General features: G+C 69.7%; 15 protein-coding genes and 1 pseudogene. 2 read left to right on the top strand and 14 right to left on the bottom strand.

Annotated features, from left to right (window positions below):
• Positions 1-180: 180 nt before the first annotated feature.
• Positions 181-432, bottom strand: a complete 252-nt coding sequence (locus AOK17_RS22840; protein ID WP_055614401.1) for a type II toxin-antitoxin system antitoxin — start codon at positions 430-432, stop codon at positions 181-183.
• Positions 429-1,364, bottom strand: a complete 936-nt coding sequence (locus AOK17_RS22835; protein ID WP_055614400.1) for an SPFH domain-containing protein — start codon at positions 1,362-1,364, stop codon at positions 429-431. The genes AOK17_RS22840 and AOK17_RS22835 overlap by 4 nt, the downstream gene beginning before the upstream one ends.
• 285 nt (positions 1,365-1,649) lie before the next feature.
• Between AOK17_RS22835 and AOK17_RS22830 the strand changes: the two genes are divergently transcribed.
• Positions 1,650-4,007: a transglycosylase domain-containing protein gene (locus AOK17_RS22830; RefSeq protein ID WP_055614399.1), complete on the top strand. Its 2,358-nt coding sequence runs from the start codon at positions 1,650-1,652 to the stop codon at positions 4,005-4,007.
• 127 nt (positions 4,008-4,134) lie between these two features.
• Here AOK17_RS22830 and AOK17_RS22825 read toward each other — a convergent pair whose 3' ends face one another.
• The 11 genes and pseudogenes from AOK17_RS22825 to AOK17_RS22775 form a co-directional block, all read right to left on the bottom strand.
• The gene (locus AOK17_RS22825; protein ID WP_055614398.1) at positions 4,135-5,598 is read right to left on the bottom strand and encodes a catalase; all 1,464 of its coding nucleotides are present in this window, start codon (positions 5,596-5,598) and stop codon (positions 4,135-4,137) included.
• A 203-nt stretch (positions 5,599-5,801) separates the two neighbouring features.
• A pseudogene (locus AOK17_RS22820) lies at positions 5,802-8,002 on the bottom strand (ATP-binding SpoIIE family protein phosphatase).
• Between the two features lie 381 nt (positions 8,003-8,383).
• On the bottom strand, positions 8,384-9,076 hold the full coding sequence (fomD, locus tag AOK17_RS22815) for a cytidylyl-2-hydroxypropylphosphonate hydrolase (protein ID WP_206190808.1): 693 nt from the start codon (positions 9,074-9,076) through the stop codon (positions 8,384-8,386).
• Positions 9,077-9,149: 73 nt separating this feature from the next.
• Complete coding sequence (locus AOK17_RS22810; protein ID WP_055614396.1) at positions 9,150-10,553, bottom strand: aspartate ammonia-lyase; 1,404 nt, start codon at positions 10,551-10,553, stop codon at positions 9,150-9,152.
• A gap of 61 nt (positions 10,554-10,614) precedes the next feature.
• Positions 10,615-11,652 carry an asparaginase gene (locus tag AOK17_RS22805; protein ID WP_055614395.1) on the bottom strand — a complete coding sequence of 346 codons (1,038 nt, stop codon included), beginning with the start codon at positions 11,650-11,652 and terminating at the stop codon, positions 10,615-10,617.
• Positions 11,649-13,100 (bottom strand): amino acid permease, encoded by a 1,452-nt coding sequence (locus AOK17_RS22800; protein WP_055614394.1) that lies wholly within the window; start codon positions 13,098-13,100, stop codon positions 11,649-11,651. The genes AOK17_RS22805 and AOK17_RS22800 overlap by 4 nt, the downstream gene beginning before the upstream one ends.
• Positions 13,097-13,840, bottom strand: a complete 744-nt coding sequence (locus AOK17_RS22795) for a FadR/GntR family transcriptional regulator (RefSeq protein ID WP_079053222.1) — start codon at positions 13,838-13,840, stop codon at positions 13,097-13,099. The genes AOK17_RS22800 and AOK17_RS22795 overlap by 4 nt, the downstream gene beginning before the upstream one ends.
• An 89-nt stretch (positions 13,841-13,929) precedes the next feature.
• Positions 13,930-14,760, bottom strand: a complete 831-nt coding sequence (locus AOK17_RS22790; protein ID WP_055614392.1) for an undecaprenyl-diphosphate phosphatase — start codon at positions 14,758-14,760, stop codon at positions 13,930-13,932.
• A gap of 112 nt (positions 14,761-14,872) precedes the next feature.
• Positions 14,873-15,247: a fluoride efflux transporter CrcB gene (gene crcB, locus AOK17_RS22785; protein ID WP_055614391.1), complete on the bottom strand. Its 375-nt coding sequence runs from the start codon at positions 15,245-15,247 to the stop codon at positions 14,873-14,875.
• Between the two features lie 94 nt (positions 15,248-15,341).
• On the bottom strand, positions 15,342-15,818 hold the full coding sequence (crcB, locus tag AOK17_RS22780) for a fluoride efflux transporter CrcB (RefSeq protein ID WP_055614390.1): 477 nt from the start codon (positions 15,816-15,818) through the stop codon (positions 15,342-15,344).
• Between the two features lie 50 nt (positions 15,819-15,868).
• Positions 15,869-16,264 (bottom strand): nuclear transport factor 2 family protein, encoded by a 396-nt coding sequence (locus tag AOK17_RS22775; protein WP_055614389.1) that lies wholly within the window; start codon positions 16,262-16,264, stop codon positions 15,869-15,871.
• A gap of 114 nt (positions 16,265-16,378) precedes the next feature.
• Here AOK17_RS22775 and AOK17_RS22770 point away from each other — a divergent pair, with 114 nt between their 5' ends.
• Complete coding sequence (locus tag AOK17_RS22770; protein WP_055614388.1) at positions 16,379-17,890, top strand: AMP-binding protein; 1,512 nt, start codon at positions 16,379-16,381, stop codon at positions 17,888-17,890.
• A 79-nt stretch (positions 17,891-17,969) separates the two neighbouring features.
• Here the strand turns inward: AOK17_RS22770 and AOK17_RS22765 are convergent, their stop codons facing one another.
• Positions 17,970-19,538, bottom strand: coding sequence for a glycoside hydrolase family 53 protein (locus AOK17_RS22765; RefSeq protein WP_055614387.1), 1,569 nt, complete (start codon positions 19,536-19,538; stop codon positions 17,970-17,972).
• Positions 19,539-19,629 lie beyond the last annotated feature (91 nt).

The raw sequence follows: 19,629 nt of genomic DNA, 5'->3' as shown, positions 1-19,629 counted from the left end.
CGCCGGAGAGGCTGAAGATTCGGACGCCGGAGGGGCTGAGATGCCTCAGGGGCGCGGGGAACGGCGCAATCTTTTGGGGGTGCGGGGAACGGCGCAGTTTTTCAGGGGCGCGGGGAACTGCGCGACCAGCGATGGCTGACCCGCACCTATGTCTCAGCCGCGGCAGCCCCCCGCGGACACCTAGTCCTCGGGCTCCCCAGAAAGGGGAGGCCGCCCCCGCCGGGGAATCGGCCCAGCCCCGCCCGGCAGGCGCCCCGTCTCCGCCAGGGCCCTCCGCAGGAGGAACTCGATCTGCGCGTTGGCGGAGCGCAGCTCGTCGCCGGCCCACCGCGCGAGCGCCTCGTACACGAGCGGATCCAGCCGCAACAGCACCTGCTTGCGCTGCTGCTGCGGCCGACGCTGGGGGGAAGCCCCCTCGGAAGGTGAGGTCACTGGTAGAGGGACCCCGTGTTGAGGACGGGCTGCGGGGCGCGGTCGCCGCACAGGACCACCAACAGGTTCGACACCATCGCCGCCTTTCGCTCGGAGTCCAGCTCGACGATGTCCCGCTCGGTGATCCGGGCGAGCGCGTCCTCGACCATGCCGACCGCACCGTCCACGATCTGCCGCCGCGCGGCGACGACCGCACCGGCCTGCTGCCGCTGGAGCATCGCCGAGGCGATCTCGGGAGCGTACGCGAGATGCGTGAAGCGGGACTCGATGATCTGCACACCCGCGGCCTCCACGCGCGCGTGCAGTTCGACGGCGAGCTTCTCGGTGATCTCCTCCGCGTTGCCCCGCAGCGACAGACCGTCCTCGTCATGGGCGTCGTACGGGTACTCGATCGCGATGTGCCGCACCGCCGCCTCGGTCTGGGTGGCGACGAACTCCAGGAAGTCGTCCACCTCGAAGCTCGCCTGCGCGGTGTCCTCGACCTTCCACACCACGACCGCGGCGAGCTCGATCGGGTTGCCGTAGGCGTCGTTGACCTTGAGGACGGCCGTCTCGTGATTGCGTACCCGCGTCGAGATCTTCGTACGGGACGTCAGCGGGTTCACCCAGCGCAGGCCGTCCTCGCGGATCGTCCCGCGATAGCGGCCGAAGAGCTGGACGACGCGGGCCTCGCCCGGCGCCACCATGTTCAGGCCGCACATGGCGATGAAGGCCGCGAGGCCGATCAGGATGCCGGACACGATCAGCGCGGCCTTGCCGCCGGTGGAGCTCACCGCGGTGGCGCTGACGACCATTCCGGCGCCGGCCAGCAGTCCGACGAGCCCGAGCAGCAGCGCGAGCCCGCCGCCGATGCTGTGTGCGACGGACTCCCGGACGCGCGGTGCGGGCATCTCGGGTACGTCGGCGATGTGTGGAGTGTCGTGCGTGGACATGGGTGATCCCCCGTTTCGTGGTGCGGTGATTCGTGGTGCTCAGGCCCGTCGTGCGAGCGCCTAGCTTTGTTCTAGCTAAGTGATATCACTTTACCCGCCACAGCAACCTTCTACGCATCCGAATCGTCGGTTCCATAGGGACAGGTGGTGACAGGTGCTGATTGTCACGTCCGCAAAAGACGGGATCGACCGTCCTATGTCCCCACGCGCGGTGTTAGTTTGCTGAGCTGACCTGACCGGTGAACCTGTGAGACACGAGAGACGGAAGCGGAGCGGAGCGGACCCATGGGACGAGCGGAAGAAAGACGAGCGCGGCAGCGCGGCGGTGGCCACCGCGCCGCGCCGAAGCGCTCGTCCAGAGCCGGCGCCAAGGGTGGTGCCACGGCCGGTGCCAAGGCCGGTGCGAAGAGTGGCATACGTCGCCTCTTCACCTGGAAGAAGCTCCTCGGTACGTTCTTCGGCCTCTGTCTCCTCGGGATGGCGGCCTTCGTCGCTCTGTACCTGATGATCGACGTTCCCAAGGGCAACGCCGCCGCGGTCCAGCAGAGCAACATCTACAAGTACAGCGACGGCAAGACGCTCGCCCGCGACGGCGCCGTCAACCGCGAGCTCGTCGACCTGGACCAGGTCTCCAAGGGCGTCCGGATGACCTTCGTCGCCGCCGAGAACAAGTCCTTCTACGAGGACGCCGGCGTCGACCTCAAGGGCACTGCCCGCGGTCTGCTCAACACCCTCTCCGGCAAGGGCAAGCAGGGTGGCTCGACGATCACCCAGCAGTACGTCAAGAACTACTACCTGACGCAGGACCAGACCGTCACGCGCAAGCTGAAGGAACTGGTCATCTCCCTGAAGGTCGACCGCCAGGAGTCCAAGGACGACATCCTCGCGGGCTACATCAACACCAGCTACTACGGCCGCAACTCGTGGGGCATCCAGGCCGCCGCGCAGGCGTACTACCGCGTCGACGCGGACGAGCTCTCGGTCGCGCAGGGCGCGTACCTCGCCGCGCTGCTCCAGGCGCCGAGCCAGTACGACTGGGCGGTCGCGAGCGACACCAGCAAGAAGCTGGTCACCGCTCGCTGGAACTACGTCCTGGACAACATGGTCGAGGAGGGCTGGCTCAGCTCCGCCAAGCGCGACGGCATGAAGTTCCCCGTGCCGAAGGACCCCCAGGGCGCGCCCGGCCTGCAGGGCCAGGCCGGCTACCTGGTGGAGGCCGCCGACACCGCGCTGAAGAAGCAGCTCGTCTCGCAGGGCACGGCCGCCGACATGGACGAGGCCGAGACCATGGTCAAGGCCGGCGGCTGGACCATCACCCTGAACATCGACAAGAAGAAGCAGGCCCAGCTGGAGAAGTCCGTCAAGAGCCAGCTGACCGGCAAGCTGGACGCCAAGAAGCGGAAGATCGACGCCGACGTCCAGGCCGGTGCCGCCTCCGTCGACCCGAAGACCGGCAAGGTCGTCGCGATGTACGGCGGCGTGGACTACGTGAAGCACTACACGAACAACGCGACGCGCCGCGACTACCAGCCCGCCTCCACCTTCAAGCCGCTGATCCTGGCCGCGGCCGTCGACAAGGACGCCGAGACGCAGGACGGCACACCGGTCACGGCGAAGACGATCTACGACGGCACCAGCAAGCGGCCCGTCGTCGACGACGGCAAGAAGGTCGGCTTCGCCCCGCCGAACGAGGACGACGTCGACTACGGGGACGTCACCGTCCAGACCGCGATGAACAAGTCCATCAACTCCGTCTTCGCCCAGCTGGGCGTCGACGTCGGCATGGACCAGGTCATGAAGACCGCGGGCGAGCTCGGCATGGACGTCGAGGGCGCCAAGTCGGTGCCCGCCCAGACCCTCGGCACGATGGGCGCGAGCCCGCTGGAGATGGCGGGCGTCTACGCGACGCTCGACAACCACGGCAAGAAGGTCACCCCGGCCCTCGTGAAGTCCGTCGAGCACAAAGACCGCGCGGTCGAGTTCCCGGACCCGATCGGCGAGCAGGTCATCAGCCGCGAGGCCGCCGACACGGTCACCTCGGTACTGACCGGCGTGGTCGACGACGGTACGGCCAAGACGTCCGTACGCGACAACCCGGCCCGTGACGGCCAGCAGGTCGCGGGCAAGACCGGTACCTCCGACTGCAACAAGTCGGCCTGGTTCACCGGCTACACGCCCAAGCTCGTCACCTCGGTGGGCGTCTTCGGCGAGGCGGCCAAGGCGGGCACCACCCGCTGCGGCAAGGACAAGCCGGTCAAGGTCAAGGCGTTCAGCCAGGTCACGCTGCAGGGCGCGGCCGGCGGCGGCCGGGTCAACGGCGGTGGCTTCCCGGCCCAGATATGGGCGACGTACACCTTCGGCGCGATGGGCGACGTCTCCAAGTTCGACCTGGACACCGACCAGGGCGCGGCCGTCCAGCCGACGAACACACCGACGACCACTCAGCCGCCGGCGACCCCGTCCGACGAGCCGAGCACCGAGGACCCGACGACGAAGCCGCCGACGACCAGTCCGCCGGCGGAGAGCAGTCCCGAGGAGACCCCGACCGAGAGCGATCCTCCGACGCCGACCACCAGCGCACCGTCACCACCGGACGGCATAGAACTGCCGACGGACCCGGACGACCCGCAGTCGGATCCGTAACCGCCGGCTACGAGGCAGCCCCGCGCCCCTTGCAAGGGGCGCGGGGCTGTGACATGTGCGGCTCCGCCGAGTGGGCGCGACCGGCCACGACCGGCCCAGTTCCCCACCGGCATCGCAGCAACGGCCCTCAGTCCCCGTTGACCGAGTGGGCGATCCGGTCACCGATCTCCTTGTCGATGTTCCGCCAGTACTGCAGCGCACGCTCCAGCACGGGCCGGGACACATCGGCCTGCAGATGCCCGCTGACGTTCGACACCAGCCGCTCACGCTGGGCGTCGTCGAGGACCTGCCGGACCATCGTCCCCGCCTGCCCCCAGTCGTCGTCCTCCCGGTGCAGCTTGTACGCCTCGCGCACCAGCTCCCCGGCGGTCTGCCAGCTCGCCGGGTCGCCGAACTGCCCGTAGTCGGCCGCGGGCCCGCCGTAGGAGTTGGGCGCGTACGGACGGGCCGTGTTGGAGGCCTCGTACCGCATGGGGCCGTCCTTGGCATACGAGTTGACCGGTGCGTGCGGCCGGTTGGGCGGCAGCTGCGCGTAGTTGGGGCCGATCCGGTATCGGTGCGTGTCCGGGTACGAGAACAGCCGGCCGAGGAGCATCTTGTCCGGCGAGGGGCCGATGCCCGGCACCAGGTTGGACGGCTCGAAGGCGGCCTGCTCGATGTGGATGAAGTAGTCCTCGGGGTTCCTGTCGAGGGTCATCCGGCCGACGTCGATCAACGGGTAGTCGGCGTGCGGCCAGACCTTCGTCAGGTCGAACGGGTTGAAGCGGTAGTCCGCCGCGTCCTCGAACGGCATGATCTGGACCTTGAGCGTCCAGCTCGGCGCGTTCCCGGACTCGATCGACTCGTACAGGTCCCGGCGGTGCTTGTCCGCGTCCGAACCGGCGAGTTCATCGGCCTCGTCCTGAGTGAGGAAGTCGATGCCCTGGTCGGTCTTGAAGTGGTACTTCACCCAGAACCGCTCACCGGCGCCGTTGATCCACATGTAGGTGTGGGACGAGTAGCCGTTCATGTGGCGGTACGTCTTCGGGATGCCGCGGTCGCCCATCAGCCAGGTCACCTGGTGCGCCGACTCGGGCGAGAGCGTCCAGAAGTCCCACTGCATGTCGTTGCTGCGCAGCCCGGTGGCCGGGTGGCGCTTCTGCGAGCGGATGAAGTCCTGGAACTTGATCGTGTCACGGACGAAGAAGACCGGGGTGTTGTTGCCCACCAGGTCGTAATTGCCGTGCTCGGTATAGAACTTGAGCGCGAAACCGCGGGGGTCGCGCCAGGTGTCGGGCGAGCCCTGCTCACCGGCGACGGTCGAGAAGCGCGCCAGCATCTCAGTGCGCTTCCCGGGCTGGAACAGATCGGCCTTGGTGAACTGGCTGACGTCATTGGTGACTTCGAAGAATCCGTACGCGCCACTGCCCTTGGCGTGCACCACCCGCTCGGGGACCCGCTCCCGGTTGAACTGGGCCATCTTCTCGATGAGGTAGTGGTCCTGGAGCAGGATCGGGCCGTCGGGACCGACGGTGAGCGAGTGTTCGTCGCTCTCCACCGGAATTCCGACGTTGTTCGTGGTGTACGGAGCCTTCTGGGGTGCCTGCGTCACGAGCGTCCTCCCGTCAAGAAGAGAGTCGTTAGGTCGCTTCGGCCACCCCAGCAGTCAACTCCGCCGACGGGATGTCGGCAACATTTGGACACGGTCCAATTCCGGTTCGGTTCTCACCTGGCTGCCGGGGGGCGTCTCCCGTGGGTACCCCCCGATCAGGGATCGACTCAGCCGCGGCCCGACCAAGCCGTCCGTGGTCCGACTCAGCCGTGGTTCAGCTCGAACCAGACCACCTTTCCGGTGCTGAGCCGGGTCGCGCCCCACCGCCTGGCCAGCTTGTTCACCAGGTAGAGCCCGCGACCGCCCTCGTCCGTGGCCCGCGCCTGCCGCAGCCGCGGCAACTGCGGCACGTCGTCACCGACCTCGCAGCGCAGCACGTCCGTACGGAGCAGACGCAGCGTGACCGGCCGTGACGTGTAGCGCACGGCGTTCGTCACGACCTCGCTGACGAGCAGCTCCAGGGAGTCCGTGAGCTCCTCCAGGCCCCAGCGGGAGAGCGCCTTGCGAGCCAGCCGGCGGGCCCGGCCGGGCGCCGCGTCCTCGGGGTCCAGATGCCAGAACGCGACGTCGCTCGGCGCGATCCCGTCGAAGCGGGCGGCCAGCAGTGCGATGTCGTCGTCCCGGTCGCCAGGGCCGAGCATGTCGAGCACCTCGTCGCACAGGGCCTCAAGGGGCGGCGGATGGTCGGCGCCGGTCAGCTGCGCGGTGGCGGCGAGCTTCTCGCGCAGCTGTTCTATACCGGTCCACACGTCACGCAGCCGCGACTCGACCAGACCGTCGGTGTAGAGCAGCAGGGTGGCGCCGGCGGGCGCGTCCAGCTCGACCGCCTCGAAGTCCACCCCGCCCACACCGATCGGGGCACCCGGCGGTACGCGCAGGACCTCGGCCCGGCCGCCCAGGTGGAGCAGGACGGGCGGGGGATGACCCGCGTTGGCGATGGTGATGCGGTGCGCGACCGGGTCGTACACCGCGTACAGGCAGGTCGCCATACGGTCGGTGCCGAGCCGCTGGGCCTGCTCGTCCAGATGGTGCAGGACCTCCTGCGGCGGCAGGTCGAGCCCGGCGAGGGTCTGCGCGGTCGTCCGCAGCTGGCCCATGATCGCGGCCGAGGTCATGGAGTGGCCCATGACGTCACCGACGACGAGGGCGACCCGGCTGCCGGGCAGCGGAATCGCGTCGTACCAGTCGCCGCCGACCCGGGCGGTCTCCGCGGCGGGCAGATACCGGGACGCCAGCCGCACACCGGTCGGGCGCGGCAGCGTCTCGGGCAGCATCGTGCGCTGCAGCTCGTCCGCGATGTACGCCTCGCGCCCGTACAGCACGGCCTTGTCGATGCCGAGCGCGCTGTGCGTGGCGAGCTGGGCCGCGACGAGCAGATCGTCGGTCTCGAAGGCGGGCCGGTCCGGGCGGCGCAGGAACAGAGCGGCGCCGATCACGCGGCGCCGGCCCCGCAGCGGGGCGAGAATCGCGCGCTGGCCGCCGGGCACGGTCAGGTCCTCGCCGATCAGCTCGGGCAGCGCGGCCCGTGCGGCGGGCGCGTCCGCGAAGACCGGCCGGACCCCGCGCAGCACCTCGTTCAGCGCGCCACCGGGCCGTACGGTGCACAGCTCGGCGGTGATGCCGAGGTCGGGCTCGGGCTGGAGCGCGGGCAGCAGGAAGCCCTCGGTGTCCCGGTCCTCGGGGATCCGGTCCGTGCGCCGCAGCCGCAGCACGACGGGCCCGGTGGGCCGCTCGTCGCCGACGGGCAGCGGGTCGCGCAGATAGACGAGGATCGCGTCCGAGAAGGTCGGCACGGTGGCCCGGCACAGGCCCATCACGATCTCGTCGAGGTCGATGCCGCGGGCGATCCGCCGGGTGGCGGCCCCCACGAAGCGCAGCCGGTCGCCGTCCCGGCGCATGGGCATGGGAGGGGAGTGCCCGGCGCGGGCCCCTGCCCCGTACGCCGCTCCTTGCCGCTCTGGACCGCGGACGCCTCGGCACCCGACTGGGCCGGGATCGTCTCGGGCGCGGGCCGCGGGCGATGCGGATCGGGCTCGGTCACGGACGGCTGGGAGTGCTCGGGTCCCGAGCCGGCGGGAGCGTCGGTCGGGCCGTGACCGCCGGAGGGCGCGGGCGGGCCCTGGCTGCCGGCCGGGGTCCCGGACGCGGCCGGAGTACCCGTGGCGGCGGCGAGGGAGCCCGGGGGCGTGGGGGAGCCGGTCGGGCACGGGCCGTCGGAAGCGGGCGCACCCGGGATCCCGGGTGCGGCGGGGGCCTCGGCCGGCCGTCCCTGTGCGGGTAAACCGGTGGAACCCTGCGCCGGCGGCTCCGGGGTACGCAGAAGCGCCCCGCGGGGGTCCGCGGGGGCGGTGGGCCGGGCAGCGCTTGGCTGGCGGCGCTCGTGGGAGGTGGGGTGCTCCGTCACGCGTGTCGAATCCATCCGTCCGGTGCTGCGCGCCGTGCGTGCAGTTCGTCCCGCAGAAATCCCGATACCCGGAATGCGTGCCCCAGGAACGGAATCACCGCGTGGTCAGACAGCCTCTCAGAAGAGTGACCGTCGGGCACCGGCGGGAACAGCCCGTCCGGCCGTCTCCTGACCGTACCGCTGTGGCCCTCGTACCCCTCGCTCACGTCCTGCCGCCCCTCGGTGACGTTCGGTCAAGCCCAGCGTGTGCTCCGGGAGTTGTCGCCTCGCGCCCGCCCGCCACCCGACCACCACTCCTCAACGACGGTGCTGCGCACCGACCGTGACTGTTCGTTGCGGAGGACGATCCTACGGTTCTACCACGGGGGCACATCAAGGGTCTCACGTGGACACGTGCGCGGGCGTACGATCCCAGTCGTCCGGAAGAGACGGTACGGACCAGGACGGATCCGGGCGCCAGTGCTGCCAGCCGTCCGAGAACGGCGGGCCCCAGGCGCGGAGCACCTCCACGGCGGCCTGGCCGGCCTCCCGCACCCGCGCGGCCAGTCGGTCGTCCATCAGGCCGTCCCGCCGGGCCTGCGCGAACTCGTCCTCGTCGCGCCAGTCCCAAGTGCGGTCAGGGTTCACCGAGATGTCGAGGAAGTGGTCCTCGGAGTCCACCCCGCCGGCCCATCTGGCCAGCGGTTCCTCCAAGTTGACGTACCAGTTCTTGAACTGCCAGCCCGGCTCCCAGAACAGCCACACCGACCACGGCTCACCGGGCCGGGCCAGCTTCAGCACACCGGTGCCGAACCAGTGGCCGCGCTGCACGGTCCTCGGCTTGGTGTAGCGGGACTCCAGCGGCTCCACGTGCACGGCCGTGCCGTCGGCGAGGACGGGTTTCACGCACTCCGTACCCGGGGCCAGCCACACGGCGAGCAGCTCTTCGTCGTCCCGCACGACGGTCACGGGGCGCACGATATGGAAGCGCTCGCCGGCGTTCTCCCGGTAACGCCACAGGATCCGACTCCCGGGGTTCCAGTACGCCGCCGACCCGCCCGCTTCCACGTGTGTCACCGCTCCACCCTCTGCCATGAACAGATATTAGGTGCCCATGGCATACGACGCTGCGGCGCGCGTCACGGTTCGCGCGCCGGGCCGCATGACGTTACGGGCGCGTCATCCGCAGGACATCCAGGGCCTCGTCCAGCTGCTCCCGGGTGAGATCACCACGCTCCACGTAGCCGGACTCCAGCACGACCTCACGGATGGTCTTCCGCTCGGCGAGCGCCTTCTTGGCGACCTTCGCGGCCTCCTCGTACCCGATGTACTTGTTCAGCGGCGTCACGACGGACGGCGACGACTCGGCGTACTCCCGCGCCCGCTCACGGTTGGCGGTGATCCCGTCGACGGTCCGGTCGGCGAGCAGCCGCGAGACGTTCGCGAGGAGCCGGACCGACTCCAGTACGTTCCTGGCGATGACCGGCAGCATCACGTTGAGCTCGAAGTTCCCGGAGGCTCCGGCGGTGGCGATCGTCGCGTCGTTGCCGGTCACCTGCGCGGCGACCATCAGTACGGCCTCGGGAATGACCGGATTCACCTTGCCGGGCATGATCGTCGAACCGGCCTGCACGGGCGGCAGGTTGATCTCGTTCAACCCGGCCCGCGGACCGGACGACAGCAGCCGCAGGTCGTTGCAGCTCTTGGAGAGTTTCACCGCGATCCGCTTCAGCACGCCGGACATCTGGACGAACGCCCCGCAGTCCTGGGTCGCCTCGACCAGGTTCGCCGCCGTCACCAGCGGCAGTCCGGTGATGTCCGCGAGGTGTCGACGGGCCGCCTCGGCATAGCCGGCGGGCGCGTTCAGCCCGGTGCCGATCGCCGTCGCACCCAGGTTGATCTCGTGGATCAGCTCGACGGCCTCGGCGAGCCGGAGCCGGTCCTCGTCCAGCATCACCGCGTACGCCGAGAACTCCTGCCCGAGCGTCATCGGCACGGCGTCCTGCAACTGCGTACGCCCCATCTTCAGGACGTCGCGGAACTCCAACGCCTTGGCCGCGAAGGCGTCCTGCAGCACGGCCATCGCCTTGAGCAGCTCGCGTACCGCGAACACCGTGGCGACCTTGACGGCCGTCGGGTAGACGTCGTTGGTCGACTGCCCGAGGTTGACGTCCTCGTTCGGGTGCAGGAACTCGTACTCGCCCTTGGCGTGGCCCAGAAGCTCCAACGCCCGGTTGGCGACCACCTCGTTGGCGTTCATGTTGGTCGACGTGCCGGCGCCGCCCTGGATGACGTCCACGACGAACTGGTCGTGCAGCTTCCCGTCCCGGATCTCCCGGCAGGCCGCCACGATGGCGGCGGCCTTGCGGGGCTCCAGCAGCCCGAGGTCCTCGTTGGCGCGGGCGGCGGCCTCCTTGACGGCGGCGAGCGCCTCGATCAGGTGCGGGTACGCGGAGATCGGCATCCCGGTGATGGGGAAGTTCTCCTTGGCGCGCAGGGAGTGGACCCCCCAGTACGCCTCGGCGGGGACGTCGCGGTCGCCGAGCAGGTCGTGCTCACTGCGGACGGTCATGTGGGTGCGGATCTTCCTTCTGGAGAGGGTGGTTCCTGAGGACGGCGGGGGTCGGATCCCCTCAGGGCGCCGGGGACTCCGCGAGCGGGTCGAGTGCCCTCGCCGGGCGGATGCTTCCGACCACCGCGCCGCCGCCGAGGAGCGGCGCTCCGGCGAACTCGGTGAGTGCGGCCGGGTCGACGCCGCAGCGGGCGAGCGCCGCCGCGGTGACCGGTACGCGGGCCCGGTCGGCGCCGTCCGCGATCTTCACGGCGACGGCCCGGCCGTCGGGGAGCGCGGCGACCTGTACGCCCTCGAAGCCGTCCTTGGTGAGCAGGCCCGGTACGGCCCGCATCAGCGCGGCGACGTCGCGGCCGGTGCCGGACGCCATCTCGGCGTGCTCGCGCATCGCGTCGGCGACCCGTGCCTCGGGGGTGCCGGGCGGCGCCGTCGTGATCCGGGCGGCGGCGCGGGCGAGCCCGTGCAGCGAGACGGAGAACAGCGGGGCGCCGCAGCCGTCGACCGTGACCCGGGCGATGGCCTGGCCGGTCAGGTCCTCGACGATCTCCGCGATGGCCTGCTGGAGCGGATGCGCGGGGTCGAGGTAGTCGTCGAGCGACCAGCCGTTCAGGCGTGCCGTGTAGAGCATCGCCGCGTGCTTGCCGGAGCAGTTCTGCGCGAGCCGGGACGGCAGTCGCCCGGCACGGATCCAGTCCTCGCGGACGACCGGGTCGAAGGGCAGGTCCGTGACGTTGCGCAGATCGTCCTCGGCGAGTCCGGCGAGTTCCAGGATCCGCCGGGTGCCGGCGAGGTGACGTTCCTCGCCGGAGTGGCTTGCGGCGGCCAGCGAGAGCAGGTCGCCGTCGAGGGGCAGCCCGGCCCGCAGCATCGCCACGGCCTGCACCGGCTTGAGGGCCGAGCGGGGGTAGAAGGCCGCCTCGATGTCACCGATCTGCAGCTCCACGCTCCCGTCGGCGGCGAGCACGACCACCGACCCGTAGTGGATGCCTTCGATGACTCCGCCGCGTACGAGATGGGCCACGGGTGCGTGGAGCGGTTCTCTGATGGAGGGCGCCGCGGCGAGGGAGCACCCGTAGTCGGCGAGGGCGCCGGGGGTCATGCGTCCACCTCGGGCTTTCGTATCGATTCGACCCGGCCGCGTACGCCGTACCAGCCGGCGACCAGGGCCGCCACGATCAGCGGCAGGCAGAGGACCGTGGTGCGGCCCGCTCCTCCGTCCGCGTACATCAGGACCAGTACGGAGGCGAGGAAGAAGAGGGTCACGAGTTCGGTCCAGGGCGAGCCCGGGAGGCGGTAGCTGGGGCGGTCCAGCTCGCCTTCTTCTGTTTTCCGCCAGAACTGCAGGTGGCAGATCATGATCATGCCCCAGGTGGCCAGGATACCGAGCGCCGCGAAGTTCAGCACGATCTCGAAGGCGTCGGCGGGGACGACGAAGTTGAGTCCGACGCCGAGTACACAGATACCGCTGGTCAGCAGGATTCCACCGTACGGGACCTGGCTGCGGCTCATCACGGAGGTGAACTTCGGCGCCGAGCCGGACATCGACATCGAGCGCAGGATGCGGCCGGTCGAGTAGAGGCCGGAGTTGAGGCTGGACATGGCGGCGGTCATCACGACGAGGTTCATCACGCCGCCCGCTGCCGGGATGCCGATGTTGGAGAGCACGGTGACGAACGGGCTCTCTCCGGAGGTGTACTTGTTCCAGGGCAGCAGCATCGACAGCAGCAGGACCGAGCCGACGTAGAAGAGGCCGACACGCCACATGATCGAGTTGATGGCCTTCGGCATGATCTTCTCGGGGTTCTCGGTCTCGCCCGCCGCGACGCCCACCAACTCGACGGAGGCGTAGGCGAAGACGACGCCCTGGACGATCAGCAGCATCGGCAGCAGGCCGTTGGGGAAGAGACCGCCGTTGTCCGTGATCAGCGAGGGGCCGGGGGTGGTCCCGTCCACGGGGTTCTGGGTGACCAGCAGGAAGATGCCGATCAGCATGAAGACGACGAGCGCGCTCACCTTGATGATCGCGAACCAGAACTCCAGCTCCCCGAAGATCTTCACGGAGATGAGGTTCACGGTCAGCACGACCGCGAGTGCGATGAGGGCGATCACCCACTGCGGGATGTCGGAGAACATGCCCCAGTAGTGGGTGTAGGTGGCGACCGCGGTGATGTCGGCGATGCCGGTGGTCGCCCAGTTCAGGAAGTACATCCAGCCCGCGGTGTACGCGCCCTTCTCGCCCAGGAACTCCCGGGCGTAGGACACGAAGGCGCCGGACGAGGGCCGGTAGAGGACGAGTTCGCCGAGGGCGCGGACGACCAGGAAGGCGAAGACACCGCAGACGGCGTACGCGATGAAGAGCGAGGGTCCGGCTTCGGCGAGACGTCCGCCGGCGCCGAGGAAGAGACCGGTACCGATGGCTCCGCCGATGGCGATCATGTTGACGTGCCGGGACTTCAGGGACTTGCTGTAGCCCGCGTCACCGGCGTCGACGTGAACGGCGGCTTTCCGTGTCTGACCGGTCTCTTTTTCGAGGGACTGCTCGCTCACGCTTCTGGTCCGCCTTCCGTGGGGGTGTCCGCGCCGTCCGTGTGCTCGGAGCGCACGATCGCGGTGAGGGTCGTCTCGACGCGGTCGAGGTGATGTGCCATCGCCTCGGTCGCGTCGTGTGCGCTGCCGTCGATCAGGGCCTCGACGATGGCGCGGTGCTCGCGGTTGGACTGCTCGCGGCGGCCTCCGAGCTCGTTGAGGAACGCCGACTGTCGGGCCAGCGCGTCCCGGATCTCCTCGATCACGCGGCGGAAGACCGGGTTCTGGGCGGCCTGCGCCACGGCGAGATGGAAGAGCGTGTCCATGGCCACCCACGCGGTGGTGTCGGTCTCGCGCTCCATCCGCTCCAGCAGGTGGGCCAGGTGGTCGAGGTCCTCGGGGGTGCGGCGCGCCGCCGCGTATCCGGCGACGGGGATCTCGACGTGCCGCCTGACCTCCAGCAGGTCACTGGCCGCGTAGTCGCCGAAGGTGGGGTCCTCGACGGGGCCGTTGGACAGCACGAACGTGCCCTTGCCGGTCCGGGACACGGTCAGCCCCATCGTCTGCAGGGCCCGGAGCGCCTCCCGCAGCACGGGCCGGCTGACCTCCAGCCGCCGGCACAGCTCCGCCTCGGAGGGCAGCTTGTCCCCCACGGCGTACTCACCGCGCTCAATGGCACCACGAAGGTGCCCGAGCACCGCTTCCATGGCGCTGATACGCCTCGGCACCGAGCCAGCTGTCTGGCTGTCTGACAGGTTCACGGGGGTGATCCTGGGGGGAACGGGAGGTGGCTGTCAAGGGAGGGCCCGGGGCGTGAGACGGGGCCCGCGGACCCCGTTCGCCCGGACGATCAGAGGACCCCGGCGCCCAGCAGCCCGAACAGCAGCACGCCGACCACGATCCGGTAGATCACGAACGCGTTGAACGAATGCTTCGCCACGAACCTCAGCAGCCACGCGATCGAGGCGTACGCCACCAGGAAGGACACTGCTGTTCCCACGGCCAGTGGGAGGGCGCCGGTGCCCGCGCCCAGGGCGTCCTTGAGTTCGTAGAGGCCTGCGCCGGTGAGGGCGGGGATGCCGAGGAAGAAGGAGAGGCGGGTGGCGGCTACGCGGTCGAGGTCGAGGATCAGGGCGGTGGACATGGTGGCGCCGGAGCGGGAGAAGCCGGGGAAGAGCAGGGCCAGGATCTGTGAACTGCCCACCAGCATCGCGTCCTTGAACGAGGTGTCGTCCTCGCCGCGCTTGTGCCGGCCCATCTGGTCCGCCGCCCACATCACCCCGCTGCCGACGATCAGGGAGCCCGCGACCACCCAGAGCGAGGCGAGAGGGCCTTCGATGAGCGGCTTCGCGGCCAGGCCGACGGCCACGATCGGGATCGTCGCGCAGATAACCCACCAGGCGAACTTGTAGTCGTGGTGGTAGCGCTCGTCGGGGTCCCGCAGCCCCCGGAACCAGGCCGAGACGATCCGCACGATGTCCTTGAAGAAGTAGACGAGCACCGCGGCGATGGCACCGACCTGGATGACGGCGGAGAAGCCGACGACGGCGTTGTCGTCGACAGGGATGCCCATGAGCCCCTCGGTGATCTTGAGATGGCCGGTGGAGGAGACGGGGAGGAACTCGGTCACCCCCTCGACGGCTCCGAGGACTACGGCCTGACCGACGGAGATGGCGCTCATGGAATCCAGTTCTGATGGGCGGACGGGACTGCGGGTGACGGCCGCGGCGCGGGCAGTCGTACGCCCACCGCGGCGGAGCCAGTCCTACTACGCCCAGGTGTGACCCCGGGGACTACGCCCAGAGCGCCTCGGCCACCGAAACACCCGCAAACGCCGCACCGAGTCCCACGACCACGCTCGCGATGACGTTGGCGGCGGCATGGAGACGGGCCCCGTCCTCGGCCAGCCGGAGGGTCTCGAACGAGAACGTCGAGTACGTGGTGAGCGCTCCGCACAGGCCGGTGCCGAGCAGCAGCTGCAGGTGCGAGGAGGCCGCTCCGGCCACGGCCGCGCCGGTGAGGGTGCCCAGGATCAGACACCCGACGACGTTCACCGCGAAGGTGCCCCAGGGGAAGACCGTGTCGTGCCGGGACTGCACCGCGCGGTCGGTGAGATAGCGCAGCGGCGCACCGACCATGCCACCGACGATCACCAGCACCCAGTTCACAACGACTTCTTACCCTTCCCGCCCGTGTCACCGGGTCCACCGGCGGGCTCCTCCCGGCCGGCGCACCCCATCGCTGCCTCGCTGCCCGTGCCGCTCATCGGCGCCGCCGCCACGCCAGGACCCGGCGCACGGCCGTCACCGCGAGCCAGACCGCCGCGAGCGCCGCCACCAGGGTCGCGGCGAGATAGGCGAGGGCGGTGCGGGGATGGCCCGTGTCGACGAGTCTCTGGATGTCGACGGCGTACGTCGAGAAGGTGGTGAAGCCGCCGAGCACCCCGGTGCCGAAGAACGGGCGTACCAGTCGGTGGGCCGCCCACGCCTCGGTGATCACGACCATGAAGGCGCCGATCACGAAACACCCGACGACGTTGACCCAGAACGTGGTCCAGGGGAAGCCGCCCGAGTGCGTGGGCCACAGGAGCGAGGCCCCGTAGCGCGCCGAGGCCCCGATCGCGCCGCCCACCGAGACCACCGCCACGACCGGCCCCTGCCCCCGCCAGGCCGAGGACCGCCGGGCGGGCGCGGGGAAGTCCGCGGGTTCGTCCGCCGTATCGGAATCGGGGGCAGGCATGGGCGTACGTCTCCTGGTCGTGGCAGGAGATCAGGCTAAGCCCCGGCCGGTCAGGACGCGCCCGACGCCTGCTTCTCCACGGCCTCGAATCGGGCCGCCATCGCCGCCTGGAGCGCCTGGGCCGCCGACAGGGGGCGGACCATGACGGTGAGCTCGTCGACGCGGCCGTCCTCGTCGAAATGCAGGATGTCGCAGCCCTGGAGTGCGCGGTCGCCCACCCGTGCCTCGAAGACGAGGACAAGGTCCCGGCCGTCGGGGTTCGCGATCTCGCGGACGTAGTGGAAGTCCTCGAAGACCTCGATGACCGCGCCCAGGATCGCCGCCGTGATCGGCTTTCCGGCGTACGGCTTGAACACCACGGGGCTGGTGAACACGACGTCCTCGGCGAGCAGGTCGACGACGGCCGCGTGGTCGCCGTCCTCGACCGCCTTGCGGAAGGGATTCATCTGCCACCTCTTAGGTAACTAATTGATTAGGCACTTTGGACAGTAGTGGCCGCTGGTGGCATTGCGCAACGCCGGGGTAGGTACGTATGCATCACCGACCCCGGAGGTGCTGTCGTGTACTACCCGCTGACCGTCCGTGACTTCCTCGATCGTGCGGCTCACGTCTATCCGGACCGCGTCGCCGTCGTTGACGAACCGGAGCAGCCGGGGCCCAGCCTCGGCGAACTCACCTACCGGGAGCTGGCGGCACTGGCCCGCGCCCAGGCCGCCAAGCTCGACCAACTGGACGTACCCGTGGGCGGCAGGGTCGCGGTGATCTCGCAGAACTCGGCGCGGCTGCTCACCTCGTTCTTCGGCGTCTCAGGCTGGGGGCGCGTCCTGGTGCCGGTGAACTTCCGCCTGACCCAGCCGGAGATCGACTACATCGTCCGGCACTCCGGTGCCTCGGTGGTCTACGCGGACGCGTCCTGCGCGGACGTGCTCGACACGCTCGACGTCAAGCACAAGTTCGTCCTCGGCGACGACGAGGACCTCTTCCTGCGCGACACGGAACCGCAGGAGTGGGCCACTCCGGACGAGAGCGCGACGGCCAGCGTCAACTACACGTCCGGAACGACCGCCCGCCCCAAGGGAGTTCAGCTCACCCACCGCAATCTGTGGCTGAACGCGGCCGTGTTCGGGCTGCACACCACGATCAGCGACCGTGACGTCTACCTCCACACGCTCCCGATGTTCCACGCGAACGGCTGGGGCATGCCGTACGGCATCACGGGCGTCGGCGGCCGGCACATCGTGCTCCGCCAGGTCGACGGCGCCGAGATCCTGCGGCGCGTCGAACGGCACGGCGTCACCCTGATGTGCGCGGCGCCCGCCGTCCTGAACGCCGTGCTCGACGCGGCGGCCGACTGGGACGGCGAGATCCCCGGCCGCGACCGGATCCGTATCGTCTGCGCGGGCGCGCCGCCGCCGACCCGCACGATCGAGCGGGTGATGGGCGAGCTGGGCTGGGAGTTCATCCAGATCTACGGGCTCACCGAGACCTCGCCGCTCGTCACCGTCAACCGCGGGCGGGAGGAGTGGGACGACCTGGAGCCCACCGACCGGGCCCGGCGGCTCGGGCGGGCGGGGGTGCCCGCTCTCGGCGTACGTATCGATGTGGACGTCGACGGTGAGGTGCTGACCGCGTCGAACCACAACCTGGACGGTTACTGGGAGCAGCCCGAGGAGACCGCGAAGGCGCAGGAGGGCGGCTGGTTCCACACCGGGGACGGCGGATACCTCGACGACGAGGGCTACTTGGTGATCTCCGACCGCAAGAAGGACGTCATCATCTCGGGCGGCGAGAACGTCTCGTCGATCGAGGTGGAGGACGTGATCACCTCGCATCCGGCCGTACGCGAGGTCGCGGTGATCGGGATTCCGGACGCCAAGTGGGGCGAGCTGGTGACCGCGCTCGTCGTGACGGACGGATCGGGCGTCACCGCCGAGGAGTTGATCGCCCACTGCCGTACGCGGCTGGCCGGTTTCAAGACGCCCAAGCGGGTCGACTTCGTGGAGTCGCTGCCGCGCACGGCAACAGGGAAGCTGCAGAAGTTCAAGCTGCGGGAGCCGTTCTGGCGGGAGTGAGGCAAGGGGCGGGAGGGGGTGACGGACGCGCGGGCCCGCGCGTCCGTCACCCCCTCCCCCTTGTCACGCCTTCAGTCCGTCACCGGTGGCTGAACCACGCCATCGCCGGCAGCGCCCTGTCGTCGTAGCCGAACAGGGCCTGGTTCTCCCAGCCGTTGCCGGAGGAGGGGTCCGTCGGGTCCCAGCCGTTGCCGGTGACCGCGGTCCAGGTGGACTCCCAGTAGAAGATGCCGAGGCCACGGCCGTTCGGGACGGCCTCCACGATGCTCGCCACGTCCTTCATCCACTGCGTCTGGCCGGCCGTGGAGGCCGGGTAGCCGGACACCAGCTCGCTGCTGAGGTCGATGATGTTCTCGTGCGAGTCCTTGCTGTCGAGGCGGAAGGGGTAGGCCGTCTCGGCGAGGTACACCGGCTTGCCGTAGCGGGTCGCCGCGTCGTCCAGGGTCGTCTGGAAGTCGGCGAGCGTGCCGTGCCAGTAGCCGTAGTAGGACAGCCCGATGACGTCGAACTTCACGCCGTTGGAGACCGCGCTGTCGAACCACCAGCGGGTGCCCGCCAGGTCACCGCCCTTGGCGAGGTGCAGCGCCACGGTCGTACCGGAGTTGACCGCCTTGACCGCGTCGTAGCCGGAGTTGAGCAGCCCGGCGAGCTGCGACCAGTTCGACGTGGAACCCTCGTTCCAGAGCATGCCGCCGTTGATCTCGTTGCCGACCTGCACCATGTCGGCCGTGGTGCCCTGCGCCTTCAGCGCGTTCAGCACGTCGTACGTGTGGTTGTAGACGTCGGTCTTCAGCTGGCTGTACGAGTGTCCGGCCCAGGCCGCGGGCTTGGACTGGGCGCCCGGGTCGGCCCAGGTGTCCGAGTAGTGGAAGTCGACGAGGAGCTTCATGCCCTGCGCCTTGACGCGCTTGGCCGTCGCCAGGACATGGGTCTTGTTGTTGTAGCCGTCGGTGGGGTTCACCCACACCTTGAGGCGGGCGTAGTTCTGCCCGGCGGACTTGAGGATGGCGAGCGCGTCACCGGTCGTGCCTGAGCTGCTCTTGTAGACGCCGCCCTTGGCCTCGCTCTTGGCGAGCGACGACACGTCGGAGCCCTTGATGGGCAGGCTCGCCGTGCCCGATGTGAAGGTCAGGTCGTCGACGTTGATCCAATTGCCCGCCTTCGCATCGGAGTTGATGCTGATCGTGCACTGGTTGTTCGTCACAGCCACGGGGGTGACGATCCGTATCCAGCCGCTGGACGAGACCGGGATGTCGGTGCGCTGTTCCGCGCCGCCGCAGTTCTTCAGCGCGAGGTAGGCGGAGTTCTGGCCGCCGCCCGAGCGCACCCAGGCGGTGAGCTTGTAGTTGCCGTTGGTCAGGCCCGAGAGGTACTGGTACGTCTCCACCTTGTAGGCGGAGGCCGAGTAGTGCGTCAGGCGGTAGCTGCCGCCGTGGCCGCCCGCCTCCGTGAACGAGGCCGCGGTCTGGCCTCCCGCGGAGTAGGTCGACCAGCCGGTCGGGGTGGTGGTGCCTGTGCCGTTCGACTCGAAGCCTGCGTTGGTGAGGGTGCTTGCGGCGTGGGCGCTCTGCGCGGGCAGGGCGGTGAGGGCGAGGCCGGCTGCCAGCGGTAGCAGCAGGGCCCTGAGTGTGCGTCTGGGATGGAACATCGTCGTCCGTCGTCCCTTCGACGTGATGATGTGGATGTGCCCCTGAGTGGGGCGTCGGGGGTGGGCGTGGGGTTCTTCGCCCCCGCCGCCC

The sequence above is a fragment of the Streptomyces phaeochromogenes genome, from assembly GCF_001418655.1.
Taxonomy (GTDB): Bacteria; Actinomycetota; Actinomycetes; order Streptomycetales; family Streptomycetaceae; genus Streptomyces; species Streptomyces phaeochromogenes.
This window is presented reverse-complemented; position numbering and strand designations above follow the sequence as displayed.

Coding starts and splice junctions, on each gene's coding strand:
- AOK17_RS22835 (WP_055614400.1), bottom strand. CDS start 1,364: ATGTCCACGCACGACACTCCACACATCGCCGACGTACCCGAGATGCCC.
- AOK17_RS22830 (WP_055614399.1), top strand. CDS start 1,650: ATGGGACGAGCGGAAGAAAGACGAGCGCGGCAGCGCGGCGGTGGCCAC.
- fomD (WP_206190808.1), bottom strand. CDS start 9,076: ATGGCAGAGGGTGGAGCGGTGACACACGTGGAAGCGGGCGGGTCGGCG.
- AOK17_RS22810 (WP_055614396.1), bottom strand. CDS start 10,553: ATGACCGTCCGCAGTGAGCACGACCTGCTCGGCGACCGCGACGTCCCC.
- AOK17_RS22805 (WP_055614395.1), bottom strand. CDS start 11,652: ATGACCCCCGGCGCCCTCGCCGACTACGGGTGCTCCCTCGCCGCGGCG.
- AOK17_RS22790 (WP_055614392.1), bottom strand. CDS start 14,760: ATGAGCGCCATCTCCGTCGGTCAGGCCGTAGTCCTCGGAGCCGTCGAG.
- crcB (WP_055614390.1), bottom strand. CDS start 15,818: ATGCCTGCCCCCGATTCCGATACGGCGGACGAACCCGCGGACTTCCCC.
- AOK17_RS22775 (WP_055614389.1), bottom strand. CDS start 16,264: ATGAATCCCTTCCGCAAGGCGGTCGAGGACGGCGACCACGCGGCCGTC.
- AOK17_RS22765 (WP_055614387.1), bottom strand. CDS start 19,538: ATGTTCCATCCCAGACGCACACTCAGGGCCCTGCTGCTACCGCTGGCA.